This is a genomic window from Aquaticitalea lipolytica, assembly GCF_014641635.1.
Taxonomy (GTDB): Bacteria; Bacteroidota; Bacteroidia; order Flavobacteriales; family Flavobacteriaceae; genus Aquaticitalea; species Aquaticitalea lipolytica.
This window is the reverse complement of the sequence record NZ_BMIC01000001.1, coordinates 1,355,857-1,368,509: the sequence shown is the minus strand read 5'-3', so window position 1 is coordinate 1,368,509 and position 12,653 is coordinate 1,355,857. Positions and strand designations below refer to the sequence as shown.

11 protein-coding genes are annotated in these 12,653 nt (G+C 32.2%); 4 read left to right on the top strand and 7 right to left on the bottom strand.

The genetic code is table 11. The annotated features are described in order from the left end of the window. The 7 genes from hemF to hemA are packed head-to-tail and all read right to left on the bottom strand — an operon-like array spanning position 1 to position 6,765. Positions 1 to 909, bottom strand: coding sequence for an oxygen-dependent coproporphyrinogen oxidase (hemF, locus tag IEW41_RS06370; protein WP_188605459.1), 909 nt, complete (start codon positions 907 to 909; stop codon positions 1 to 3). Next, positions 899 to 1,438: a GNAT family N-acetyltransferase gene (locus IEW41_RS06365; RefSeq protein ID WP_188605458.1), complete on the bottom strand. Its 540-nt coding sequence runs from the start codon at positions 1,436 to 1,438 to the stop codon at positions 899 to 901. Before IEW41_RS06365 ends, hemF begins: the two co-directional genes overlap by 11 nt. Then, positions 1,428 to 2,189, bottom strand: a complete 762-nt coding sequence (locus IEW41_RS06360; protein ID WP_188605457.1) for an EI24 domain-containing protein — start codon at positions 2,187 to 2,189, stop codon at positions 1,428 to 1,430. The genes IEW41_RS06365 and IEW41_RS06360 overlap by 11 nt, the downstream gene beginning before the upstream one ends. 5 nt (positions 2,190 to 2,194) lie before the next feature. Continuing rightward, positions 2,195 to 2,908: a hypothetical protein gene (locus IEW41_RS06355; RefSeq protein WP_188605456.1), complete on the bottom strand. Its 714-nt coding sequence runs from the start codon at positions 2,906 to 2,908 to the stop codon at positions 2,195 to 2,197. A gap of 2 nt (positions 2,909 to 2,910) precedes the next feature. Then, positions 2,911 to 3,936, bottom strand: a complete 1,026-nt coding sequence (hemE, locus tag IEW41_RS06350; protein WP_188605455.1) for a uroporphyrinogen decarboxylase — start codon at positions 3,934 to 3,936, stop codon at positions 2,911 to 2,913. A gap of 2 nt (positions 3,937 to 3,938) precedes the next feature. Continuing rightward, positions 3,939 to 5,510 (bottom strand): hydroxymethylbilane synthase, encoded by a 1,572-nt coding sequence (hemC, locus tag IEW41_RS06345; RefSeq protein WP_188605454.1) that lies wholly within the window; start codon positions 5,508 to 5,510, stop codon positions 3,939 to 3,941. After that, on the bottom strand, positions 5,503 to 6,765 hold the full coding sequence (hemA, locus tag IEW41_RS06340) for a glutamyl-tRNA reductase (protein ID WP_188605453.1): 1,263 nt from the start codon (positions 6,763 to 6,765) through the stop codon (positions 5,503 to 5,505). The genes hemC and hemA overlap by 8 nt, the downstream gene beginning before the upstream one ends. Positions 6,766 to 6,964: 199 nt before the next feature. On the opposite strand from hemA, the gene IEW41_RS06335 reads away from it, so the two are divergent. From IEW41_RS06335 to IEW41_RS06320, 4 genes are all read left to right on the top strand, one after another. Beyond that, the gene (locus IEW41_RS06335) at positions 6,965 to 7,858 is read left to right on the top strand and encodes a helix-turn-helix transcriptional regulator (protein WP_188605452.1); all 894 of its coding nucleotides are present in this window, start codon (positions 6,965 to 6,967) and stop codon (positions 7,856 to 7,858) included. Between the two features lie 9 nt (positions 7,859 to 7,867). Next, on the top strand, positions 7,868 to 8,884 hold the full coding sequence (gene hemH / locus IEW41_RS06330) for a ferrochelatase (protein ID WP_188605451.1): 1,017 nt from the start codon (positions 7,868 to 7,870) through the stop codon (positions 8,882 to 8,884). 93 nt (positions 8,885 to 8,977) lie between these two features. Then, complete coding sequence (locus tag IEW41_RS06325; RefSeq protein ID WP_188605450.1) at positions 8,978 to 12,073, top strand: WD40/YVTN/BNR-like repeat-containing protein; 3,096 nt, start codon at positions 8,978 to 8,980, stop codon at positions 12,071 to 12,073. Beyond that, positions 12,073 to 12,621, top strand: a complete 549-nt coding sequence (locus tag IEW41_RS06320; protein ID WP_188605449.1) for a CopD family protein — start codon at positions 12,073 to 12,075, stop codon at positions 12,619 to 12,621. Before IEW41_RS06325 ends, IEW41_RS06320 begins: the two co-directional genes overlap by 1 nt. Positions 12,622 to 12,653: the final 32 nt, after the last annotated feature.

Here is a 12,653-nt window from a genome sequence, read left to right as displayed (position 1 = left end):
TTATTTATTAATCCAATCTATAGGGTTCTTTAATACATTTAAAAGTTTTTCTTCTTCACTTCCAATTTCTGGTTGATGGTCATAAACCCATTGTACATGTGGAGGTAAACTCATTAAAATACTTTCTATTCGACCATTGGTTTTGAGCCCAAATAAAGTGCCTTTATCATGTACTAAATTAAATTCTACGTAACGACCTCGACGAATTTCTTGCCAATCGCGTTGTGCTTCAGTAAATGGTAAAAGTTTACGTTTTTCAACAATTGGAACATAACCTTCTAAAAAGCTATTGCCAACTTCAGTTACAAAATCATACCAATTTTCCATTGTCATTTCGTTGGTAGCTTTACAATAATCGAAAAATAATCCACCTACACCTCGTGCTTCATTACGATGTGTATTCCAGAAATACTCATCACATTTCTTTTTATATGTGTCATAAAATGTTGGATGATGTTTATCGCAAGATATTTTACAAGTTTTGTGAAAATGAATAACATCTTCTTCAAACAGGTAATAAGGAGTTAAATCTTGTCCGCCTCCAAACCAACTATCTACAATTTCTCCTTGATTATTATACATTTCGAAATAGCGCCAATTTGCATGAACAGTTGGAACCATTGGATTTTTAGGATGCAATACTAAACTTAATCCGCAGGCAAAAAAGTATGCATCTTTAACTCCGAAATACGCTTGCATAGTTTCTGGTAACTTACCATGAACAGCAGAAATGTTTACACCTCCTTTTTCAAAAACATTACCATTTTCAATCACTCTAGTTCTTCCGCCACCACCTTCAGGACGTGTCCAAAGATCTTCTTTAAACGTTGCTAAACCATCAACAGCTTCAAGTTTTGATGTAATTGTACCTTGTAATTGTTGTATATATTGATAAAATTTATCCTTCATTTCTTAATTCATAAAGCTCCATATCTATTGGAGATTCATTAATTGGTGTAAAAACCGATTTCAAAGTTTTTCGCCATGAGAAGCCCGATTTTTCGGCAACTTTTACACTACTATAATTTTTTTTGTGTGCAATTATTTGAAGGTGTGTTAAACCTAAAGTATGAATTGCATATTTAGAGGTTGCTTTTACAGCCTCACTCATCCAGCCTTTACCTTCAAATTTTTCACCTATGCAATAGGCGAACTCGCCTTGTTTTTTATCCCAATCGAGGTTTTTAAGAATAACTAATCCAGCAATATTTCGGGTGTATTTATCTTTAATTGTAAAGACAAATTCTGTGTTAGATTGCATGGCTTCAATTTTACTTATGATGTAAGATTTAGTGCTTTCTAAAGTTCTGTTTGCCGCTAATGTTTTTGGTAAAAATCGCTTTAAACGCTCGGTATTTGATACTAATAGTTTGTTCAGATGAAGTGCATCGTCATATTGTAAGTGCTCAATATAAAATGTATCTGAACTATACGTCATAGGTTTTTAGTTTGTTTTGCTCTTTTAGCAATTCAATAGTTTCAGTTGTTGATGCTGTTACTGATAGTGGCAAGACAAGGATAATCCCAATAACAGGAATTAATAAAAACAAGATAAATACAATACCATTTCCTATTGCCAAACCACGATGTTGTTTAACAAACTTAATGCTATCACTATAATTAAAGTGACGCTCTAATGTATAGTCCATGTTTCCAAAACCAGCATAATAACCTTGAGTTAGAATTAGTAATACGGTTGAAACAAACCCTAAAATTGGTACAAACCCAATAATTAAAATAGGAATAGTTAATAGGATTTCCATTCCTAAATTTCTCATATTAATACGAACACCTCTCATTAATTGTTCGCTAAAACTAGTCACTCTATGTTTATGATTATCTTCACCAAGAATATAAGCCTCTATTTTTTCTGAAACAGGAGCCATAAAAGGAGCAGATAACGCCATAACGACGTGTTTATAAATAGAAATACCAACAAGTAAAATCAAAATACCACTCAATATCTTACTTAAAAAGAAGAAAGTCTCTTTTCCCCAATCCCAAATCCAAAGTTTTGAGAAATAATAGCCAAAATCATCTGCCAATGCATAAGCAGAAATCAGCACAAGTGCTGCAACAACAATACTAATTAAGATAGGAATTCCAAAATACTTCCAAAGACCAAGTTTTGAAATTAATTGAAGAGATCCTGCGTAGGCTTTAATGCCTTTAAAAATGTCTTTAAACATAAAATTTAATATTTAACATCACTCTGTACATTTATTTCTAATACTTTTAATAAGTTCTCAAATCCTTTCCAAACACAACTTCCATCTTTAAAATGATAGGATTGTTTTAAATTTTCGTTTACAAGCTCATAATTATCTAAAGTAGAACAATCATATGAATGATTGCTTCTTAATTCTATTTCAAATTCTCTTATTAATTTAACTTGAGCATTGTTTAAATTATATTCAATTCCATCAAACTTACATATAAAATTATTATCAATTTTAGAAATCAATAATTCTTTCTCTGAACCACTAAAGCAGGCCATTGATTGGAAATAAATCATTAATGATTCATCATTTTTTAACTCATCAATAAGGAGCACATTTTTGTTAGATTCATAATCTAAAAAGTCAAAACATAGCGATACTGTTTTATGCTCATCTTTTGATAAATTAATTTCAATTTCGTTCTTATGATTGTAGATGGTGTTATATTCAATAATGTAAGAACCTACTTTTAAATTAGAAATTGTATTAATATGTTCAAATCCTTCTTTAACATCCATAATCATTAAACCGTCTTTAAATAACTTAAAATTTGGGCTCAATTTTCTAATATCATTATCATACTTACAATATGAAGCGGTAATTATTAATTGTGCATATTCTAATTGAGGGATAACTTTTTCTTTACAACCAATTAATATGAAAAAAACAATTAATAAAGAGTATTTCATAATTAAACATGATATTCTTTTACTGCGTCTATAAATGCTTTTGCGTTATCTAGTGGAATGTTTGGTAAAATTCCATGACCTAAATTTACGATATATTTGTCTTTCCCAAACTCGTTAATCATTTGGTGTACCATTTTTTTGATTTCTGCAGGTGGAGATAATAATCTTGATGGATCAAAATTACCTTGAAGTGTTATATTTCCGCCAGTTAAATAACGAGCATTACGCGCAGAACATGTCCAATCTATTCCTAAAGCAGATGCGTTAGATTTTGCCATATCACCAAGAGCAAACCAACAACCTTTACCAAAAGCAATAACAGGAGTATCGTCTTTTAAAGCTTCAATAATTTGATTAATATATTGCCATGAAAATTCTTGATAATCAGTTGGAGACAACATGCCTCCCCAAGAATCGAAAATTTGTACAGCATTTACACCAGCAACAACTTTTGCTTTTAAATATGCAATTGTCGTATCTGTTATTTTTTGTAATAATTGATGAGCAGCAATTGGGTTTGTAAAACAAAATTCTTTGGCTTTATCAAAATTTTTACTGCCTTGACCTTGTACAACATAACATAAAATTGTCCATGGTGAACCTGCAAAACCAATTAATGGAACTTCATCATTTAGCAATTCTTTAGTTGCTTTAATGGCTTGCATCACATAATCTAATTCAACATGTACATCTGGGACAATAACATTATCTACTCCCTTTTGATCACGTACTGGATTTGGTAAATATGGACCAAAATTTGGTTTCATTTCTACCTCAATATTCATAGCTTGAGGAATTACCAAAATATCACTAAATAATATTGCAGCATCCATACCATAACGACGAATAGGTTGTACTGTAATTTCACTTGCCAACTCTGGAGTGCGACAGCGTGTAAAGAAATCGTATTTTGCTTTTATCTCTTGAAATTCTGGTAAATAACGACCTGCTTGACGCATCATCCAAACGGGTGGACGCTCAACAGTTTCGCCTTTTAATGCTCTTAAATATAAATCGTTCTTAATCATTTTTACTTATAATTTTCATTAACCAACTCAATAACACTTTCTACAGTTGGTATTTTTGCAACTCTTACGTCTTTAAAATATTTTTTAGCTTCTGTTGCTGTAGTGTCGCCAATGCAATACGCAATTTTATCAGCTTTATTATTTTGCATATAACTTTCAACCGTTGATGGACTATAAAACATAACACCTTCTACAGTTGCATCTATTTTTGCAGCATCTAAAATGGTTTTGTATGCTTCAACTTCATTAACTTTTATATTGTTTTCTTCAAGAATAGCTGGTAATTCGTCTAAACGAATATCGCTACAAAAGTAAGTGACTTCAGTACCATCTATAAAGTCAACTAAATAATCTGCCAAAGCTTTAGCATTGTTTTCAGAATGTTTCACTTTTCCGATTTTACTTTCAATCAATTTTTTAGTACGTCTTCCTACACAATAAATGTTTTTGAATTGTAACTCTTCTTTTGGAAATACTCTTGTAATGGCTTCAACTGCATTCTGACTTGTGATAATAACATTATCGATTTTCGATTTCAGAACTGGTTTAGGGATTCGGTTTAAACTAATTTTTAAAAAATCAGAACTATCAACCTTTATGTTTTTGAATAAATGACGCTGTGCTTCAGTAAGAGTTTTGGTAGAATAGATTTGAGTTTGCTTATCAACATTTTTTAAATCATCCATTAAGCGATTACCACCTCTATCTAAAATATAATTGGCAGCAAATTGAGCAATGTTATGGTGGCTTCCTAATTTTTCTTTTCGATTAACTTCTATTTTTTTAGATCCATCTAAACTTAATAACACACCTTGAAATGTCACCTCTTCATTTTTTATAAATGCAAGAGCTCCAATTGGAGCAGAACAGCCACCTTCTAAAAGGTTTAAAAACTGACGCTCAATTGTGGTACAAATTTCGGTTTCTTCATGATTTATTTCGCTACAAATAGCTCTAAAATCTTCATCTTCTTCGCGAGCTGTTATCATAATTGCACCTTGAGCTGGAGCGGGAATCATCCATTCTAAATTTATAGCTTCCTCTGGTGTAAGACCAATTCTTCCAATTCCAGCTGCTGCGAAAATGGCACCATTCCAATCGCTTTCTTCTAATTTTTGAAGCCTTGTGTTTACGTTTCCTCGCAAGCCAACTACAGTATGAGTTGGGTAGCGATTGAGCCATTGTGCTTTTCTGCGCAAACTTCCTGTGGCAATAACCGCATGTTTTTGTGATAAAAACTCTTCGTTATTTTTATAAACCAATGTGTCTCTAACATTACCACGTTTTAGCACAGCAGCTTGTACAATGCCCTTTGGTAATAATGTGGGCACATCTTTGAGGGAATGTACAGCAATGTCAATTTCATTATTAAGCATAGCAACATCAAGAATTTTAGTAAAAACTCCTGTAATACCAAGTTCATAAATAGGTTTGTCGAGTTTTAAATCGCCATCCGATTTTACAGGGACTAATTGAGTTTTGTGACCAAGATGCTCTAACTGGCTTTGTACAGTTTTGGCTTGCCATAATGCTAATTCACTATCGCGCGTACCAATTCTTATTATTTTAGACATGCTTTGTAGTTGTTTCTAATTGAAACACTTTTTTTATGAGTTCAAGACTTTCGTCAGTAGAAATATCGTCATCTTTTAAATGATGAGCAAAGTGATTTGTAATTTTTTGAATGATATTATTACTAATTATTTCTGCCTGTTCTTCGTTAAAATTACTGATTTTTTTGCGTTGAGTATCTAATTCGGCAATTTTAAAATCATTTAACTTTAGCTTTAAAGCTTTAATAGTTGGAGCAAATTTTCTGGTTTCTAACCAATCATTAAATTCGGTGTTTACTTCTTTAATAATTTGCTCTGCAACAGGAATATGTTGTTTACGTTTTTCTAAAGTTTTATCTGTAATTTGAGATAAATCGTCCAAATGAATTAGAGATACATTATCTAATTCGGTAACATTATCATTAACATTTTTTGGTATAGATAAATCTAAAATTAACAACGGTTTTTTAGTTTGTATACAATGTTTGTCAACAGTTGGATTTTGTGCTCCAGTAGCAACAATTAATATATCAGAGTTATTAATTTCTTCTTGAAGATTTGAATAGTCTTTAACCAACAGGTTAAACTTTCCAGCAATAGCCTCAGCTTTATCTTTGGTTCTATTTATAAGAGTAATATGTTCGTTTTTGGTGTGTTTTACCAAATTTTCACAAGTATTTCTGCCTATTTTTCCTGTTCCGAAAAGCAAAATATTTTTGTTGGTAACATCTTCTACAGTATTCAAAATGTATTGAACTGAAGCAAAAGATACAGATGTTGCTCCTGATGATATATTTGTTTCAGTCTTTATTCGCTTGCTAGCTTGTATTACTGAGTTTACTAAGCGTTCGATAAACGGATTTAATAAAGCAAACTTTTTTGAAACTCTTGCACTGTTTTTTAGCTGACTTATAATTTCAAAGTCACCTAAAATTTGGCTATCCAATCCAGAGCCAACTCTAAACATGTGTGCAATTGCCTCTCTGTTTTTATATATATAAGCTACTTCTTGGAATTCTTCAACTGTTCCTTTTGTGTTATCACAAAGCAGTTTTATAAGTTGGTAAGGATGCTCAGCAAAGCCATAAAGTTCTGTTCTGTTACAAGTAGAGGTAACCAATAAACTTTCAATATTGCTTTCTTTGGCTTGTTTTAGTAGTGCTAGCTTAGCATTTTCGTCTAAACTAAAATGACCTCTTATCTCGGCATCAGCCTTTTTATAGCTTAAACCAATGGCATAAAAGTAAGTTCCTTTAGAAATATGATATTGCTCCATTACCTGATTTGGAAATTCGAAAACAAAAATATGTAGGTTAATCGTAAAAAAGTAACGCTAAAAGAACTTTAAGTGTCGCTATTGGTTTTTTATATGTTTATTTTTAAAAACTATGATAAATATCATACTTTTGCAGGTATAGTAATGCTTTTGAGAACATTTGTTTAGAATCAATCTAAATAACAGCAAAAATATTCTTATGAATTCAGATGTAAAAAATGTCGCTAGAGGTACTTTTAGTGAAACAAAAATTGATGATGGGTTTTTTGTATTAACCTATCAAAATGAAAATATTTATACAGAAGTCATTGAAAGAGCGATAGATAGTAGTTTTATTCAGTTTCATTTTTGTTTAAAGGGATCAAGTAAATTTATTTTTAATGAAGGACGTTATGCTTTAGATATTCTTGAAGAAAATTCATTACTACTTTATAATCCTCAACGAGATTTACCAATCCATTTAGAACTAAATCCTAATTCATGGCTAGTTTCTGTATTAATTTCTATTAAAAAATTCCATAGCTTATTTTCACAAGAAGCAGATTATATCACCTTTTTAAGTGACGATAATAAGGATAAGAAGTATTATAAAGACGGAAAAATTTCGCCTTCAATGGCTATAGTACTTACACAACTTATTCACTATAATCTTAATCAGTCAATTAAAAATCTATACTTTAAAGGCAAGGCATACGAACTTTTAAGCTTGTATTTTAATAGAAGTGAAGATGCTAATATTGAGCATTGCCCTTTTTTGGTTGATGAAACTAATGTGATAAAAATCAGGAAGGCTAAAGATATTATTATTGCTCGCATGGCAGAGCCTCCAAGTCTTCAAGAATTGGCTGATGAGATTGGATTAAATTTAAAAAAGCTAAAAGAAGGCTTTAAACAAATTTATGGCGATTCAGTGTTTAGTTTTTTGTTTGACTATAAAATGGAAGTTGCTAGAAAATTATTAGAGTCTGGCGAACATAATGTTAATGAAGTTGGATTAAAAGTTGGCTATAGTACATCAAGTCATTTTATTGCAGCATTTAAAAAGAAATATGGTACAACACCAAAAAAATATTTAATGTCACTGACATCATAATTTATATATATGAGTAAAGGCGTATTATTAGTAAATCTTGGTTCACCAGATAGTCCTGAACCAAAAGATGTAAAAAAATATTTAGGCGAATTTTTAATGGATGAACGTGTCATTGACGTTCCATTGTGGGCAAGAAACCTATTAGTTAAAGGAATTATTTTAAATACTCGACCAAAAGCTTCTGCGGCAGCTTACAAAAAAATATGGTGGGAAGAGGGTTCTCCTTTAATAGTAATTTCAGAACGTTTAAAAAGTAAGGTTCAAGAGCAAGTAGACTTTCCTGTAGCATTAGCTATGCGATATGGAAGTATGACAATTAAAAAAGGTTTACAAGAGCTAGTTGATAAAGGTGTTGACGAGGTGTTTTTAATTCCACTATACCCTCAATTTGCAATGGCAACAACTGAAACTATTTTAGTTCTAGCTGAAGACATAAGAAAAGAGCATTTTCCTGATTTAAAAATTTCAGATTTGCCTGCCTTTTATAATGATGATGATTACATAGAAGTGCTATCAAACTCTATAAAAAAGAATCTTGAAGGTAAAAACTACGACCACTTATTGTTTTCATATCATGGTGTTCCTGAGCGACATATTAGAAAAAGAGATATTACAAAATCACACTGTAAAATTGATGGGAGTTGCTGTGTAATACCTTCACCAGCTCATGAATTTTGTTACAGACATCAATGTTTAGAAGTCACTAGGTTGGTGGCTAAAAAATTAAGTTTAAAAGATGACACTTACTCTTCATCGTTTCAATCTAGATTAGGATTTGATCCTTGGTTGCTTCCATATACAGACAGAACTATTGAGAGATTAGGTAAAGAGGGTTTAAAAAATATGGCAATTGCAACACCTGCATTTGTTAGTGATTGTCTAGAAACATTAGAAGAAATTGCTATGGAAGGTGAAGAAATTTTTCATGAAATGGGAGGAAAAGAATTTACAACTGTTCCTTGTCTAAATGATGATGAAGAATGGGTAGCCTTACTTGCAAAATGGATAAAAAAGTGGAGTAATTAATAGTTGTTTTTAGTTTAGTTAAATTTATCAAAGAGTTAAATCTAAAAGATATTATGACTATTTTTATTGCTCTATAACCAAACCACAATCGATATGAAATTTTCAATCATCGCTTTAGCGTGTTTTCTATTTTCTTTTTCTATATCAGAAACCAATGCGCAAACCTTCAGTGAAAATCAATACAATGCCTTAGAATATAGACTTCTTGGGCCTTTTAGAGGAGGAAGAAGTGCAGCAGTAACAGGAGTACCAAATCAACCTAATTTATTTTATTTTGGATCAACTGGAGGAGGTATTTGGAAGACTAATGATGGAGGTCGATCATGGGAAAACATTTCTGATGGTTTTTTTGGAGGAAGTATAGGTGCGATTACAGTATCTAAAAGCGACCCGAATGTTATATATGTTGGAGGAGGAGAAAAAACCGTTAGAGGGAATGTTTCATCTGGATATGGGATTTGGAAAAGCGTTGACGCAGGAAAAACCTGGACAGAAGCAGGACTTAAAAACTCACGTCATGTACCACGTATAGCTGTAGACCCAACTAATCATGATGTAGTTTACGCAGGTGTTTTAGGTAATATTTATAAACCAACTCAAGATAGAGGTGTATATAAAAGCACTGATGGTGGGAAAACGTGGAGAAAAACTCTTTTTGCAAATGAAAACGCAGGTGTTGTTGATTTATTAATAGACCCAACAAACCCAAGAATTTTATATGCTTCAACTTGGAGAGTACAACGTACGCCTTATAGTTTAAGTTCTGGTGGCGAAGGCTCTGCTCTTTGGAGAAGTACAGATAGAGGTGAAACTTGGACTGAAATTTCAACTAAAAAAGGATTTCCTGAAGGTACTTTAGGAATTATAGGAGTAACAGTTTCTCCAGTAAATAATCAACGTGTTTGGGCAATTGTAGAACACAAAGATAAAGGAGGTTTATATCGTAGTGATGATGGTGGAGATACTTGGAAGCAAGTTAACAGTGAACGCAATTTACGTCAACGCGCTTGGTATTATACTCGTGTTTATGCTGATACTAAAAATGTAGATGTTGTTTACGTACTAAATGTACGTTATCATAAAAGTACTGATGGAGGTAAAACATTTGATACCTATAACGCTCCTCATGGAGACCATCACGATTTATGGATAGCACCAGAAAATCCAGATAGAATGATTATTGGAGACGATGGTGGCGCACAGGTTACCTATGATGGTGGAGAAACATGGAGTACATATCATAATCAACCAACTTCACAGTTTTATCGTGTAACAACAGATAATCATTTCCCGTATCGTATATATGCAGCTCAACAAGATAATTCAACAATAAGGATTTCGCATCGTACTGATGGATGGTCAATTTCAGAAGATGATTGGGAAAGCACAGCTGGAGGAGAATCAGCTCATATTGCTGTCGATCCTAAAGATAATGATATTATTTACGGAGGAAGTTACGACGGTTTTTTAACTCGTGTAAACCATAAAAGAGGAACTGTTAGAGCTATTAATGTTTGGCCAGACAATCCAATGGGTCATGGAGCTGAAGGGATGAAATATCGTTTTCAGTGGAATTTCCCTATTATATTTTCTAAACATAATCCAAACAGGTTGTACACATTTTCACAAAATGTACATGTTACAGAAAATGAAGGTCAATCTTGGACAATCGTAAGTCCAGACTTAACTCGTAATGATCCTGAAAAATTAAAATCTTCAGGAGGACCAATAACACAAGATAACACATCTGTTGAATATTATTGTACCATTTTTGCCGCTCAAGAATCACCTTTAAAAGAAGGCTTACTTTGGGTTGGTAGTGATGACGGATTAATCCACGTTACCCAAAATGGAGGTAAAACTTGGGATAATGTAACACCTAAAGGAATGCCAGAATGGATGATGATAAATAGCGTAGAGCCAAGTGCTTTTGATGCAGGAACATGTTATGTGGCTGGAACAAAATATAAAACAGGAGATTTTGAACCTTACTTGTATAAAACTACAGACTATGGTAAAACTTGGACTAAAATTACAAACGGAATTAACCCAGAGCATTTTACAAGAGTAGTTAGAGAAGACCCAAAACAAAAAGGATTACTATATGCAGGAACAGAAACAGGAATGTATATTTCATTTAACGACGGTAAAAACTGGCAACCTTTTCAGTTGAATTTACCAATTGTTCCAATTACAGATTTAGCTATTAAAGACAATAATTTAATTGTTGCAACACAAGGGCGAAGCCTATGGATTATTGATGATTTAACTGTTTTACACCAACTTTACAAAGCTAACGCTAACGAAACAATGTTATTTAAACCAAAAGACACCTATCGTATGGATGGAGGTGGAAGAGCTGGAAGTAAAACTTCTGGAACAAATCATCCAAGTGGTGTAATTACCTATTTCAATTTAAAAGAGTACGATGAAAAGAAAGATGTTATTTCTTTAACATATTTTGATAGACAAGGAGATACAATAAAAACGTTTAGTACAAAAAACAAAAAGAAAGATAAATTAGAAGTAAAAAAAGGAATGAACCAATTTGTTTGGGATATGACTTATGATGGTGCTGAGGAATTAGATGGAATGATTTTATGGTGGGCAAGTTTAGATGGTCCGCAAGCTATTCCTGGAGTATATAAAGTTAATCTTAAAGTTAATGATGATATAAAATCACAATCATTTACTATAGTCGCAGATCCAAGAGCCGAAAGCACTCAAGCTGATATGGAAAAGCAATTTAAGTTTATTACAGATGTTAATAAAACTATGGATGACGCACACAAATCCATTAAAAAAATCAGAAATATTAGAGAACAATTAACTGCTTTTGAAACCCAATATAAAGACAACGAAAGCGTAAAAGATCTTCTTGAAAAATCTAAAACCCTAAAAGAAGAGTTTACAAAAATTGAAGAGGCTTTATATCAAACACAAAACAGAAGTGGTCAAGATCCTTTAAACTTCCCAATACGTTTAACTAATAAATTAGGACATTTAAATGCATTAGTAGGTATGGGAGATTTCGCGCCAACAGACCAAGATATTGCTGTTAAAGATGAATTGACTACTCAAATAAAAACACAATTAGACGCCTTTAATAAACTAATAAGTGATGAAATTATAGCGTTTAATGCAGCATTCAACTCTAAAAGCCTGAATTATTTATTTATCGAAGATTAATGGAGTATTACAACTATATAAAATCTTTGCATCTCATTTTTGTTATAACATGGTTTGCAGGATTGTTTTATATTCCTAGGTTATTTGTTTATCAAATAGAGGCGTTTCATAAACCGTCTCCTGATAAAGAAATTTTAGGTGCTCAGTTAAAACTCATGGCTAAACGTTTGTGGAATATCATCACATGGCCATCGGCAATTCTTGCCACTGTTTTTGCTGTATGGTTACTTGTTTTGCAACCATTTTGGTTACATCAACCTTGGATGCACGTTAAGTTAACTTTTGTTGTACTCCTAATACTATATCATCTTAAAACACATCAATTTTACAAACAGTTACAAAGAGATGAGGTTACTAAGACCTCAAATTTTATGCGACTTTGGAACGAAGGCGCAACATTTATACTTTTTGCAGTTGTTTTTTTAGTGATATTAAAAAGTGCTATAAATTGGGTGTTTGGTGTTATAGGAATTGTAGTTTTAGGACTATTATTAATGCTTGGTTTTAAAATATATAAAAACATCAGAGCTAAAAATCCAGACGCGTAAATGACTTGGCGTGATTATTGTTATATTTAATC

Excerpts from the sequence above, each read along its gene's own strand:
- IEW41_RS06365 (WP_188605458.1), bottom strand. The coding sequence starts at position 1,438 with ATGACGTATAGTTCAGATACATTTTATATTGAGCACTTACAATATGAC.
- IEW41_RS06360 (WP_188605457.1), bottom strand. The coding sequence starts at position 2,189 with ATGTTTAAAGACATTTTTAAAGGCATTAAAGCCTACGCAGGATCTCTT.
- IEW41_RS06335 (WP_188605452.1), top strand. The coding sequence starts at position 6,965 with ATGAATTCAGATGTAAAAAATGTCGCTAGAGGTACTTTTAGTGAAACA.
- IEW41_RS06325 (WP_188605450.1), top strand. The coding sequence starts at position 8,978 with ATGAAATTTTCAATCATCGCTTTAGCGTGTTTTCTATTTTCTTTTTCT.
- hemH (WP_188605451.1), top strand. The coding sequence starts at position 7,868 with ATGAGTAAAGGCGTATTATTAGTAAATCTTGGTTCACCAGATAGTCCT.
- hemA (WP_188605453.1), bottom strand. The coding sequence starts at position 6,765 with ATGGAGCAATATCATATTTCTAAAGGAACTTACTTTTATGCCATTGGT.
- IEW41_RS06320 (WP_188605449.1), top strand. The coding sequence starts at position 12,073 with ATGGAGTATTACAACTATATAAAATCTTTGCATCTCATTTTTGTTATA.
- hemE (WP_188605455.1), bottom strand. The coding sequence starts at position 3,936 with ATGATTAAGAACGATTTATATTTAAGAGCATTAAAAGGCGAAACTGTT.
- hemC (WP_188605454.1), bottom strand. The coding sequence starts at position 5,510 with ATGTCTAAAATAATAAGAATTGGTACGCGCGATAGTGAATTAGCATTA.
- IEW41_RS06355 (WP_188605456.1), bottom strand. The coding sequence starts at position 2,908 with ATGAAATACTCTTTATTAATTGTTTTTTTCATATTAATTGGTTGTAAA.
- hemF (WP_188605459.1), bottom strand. The coding sequence starts at position 909 with ATGAAGGATAAATTTTATCAATATATACAACAATTACAAGGTACAATT.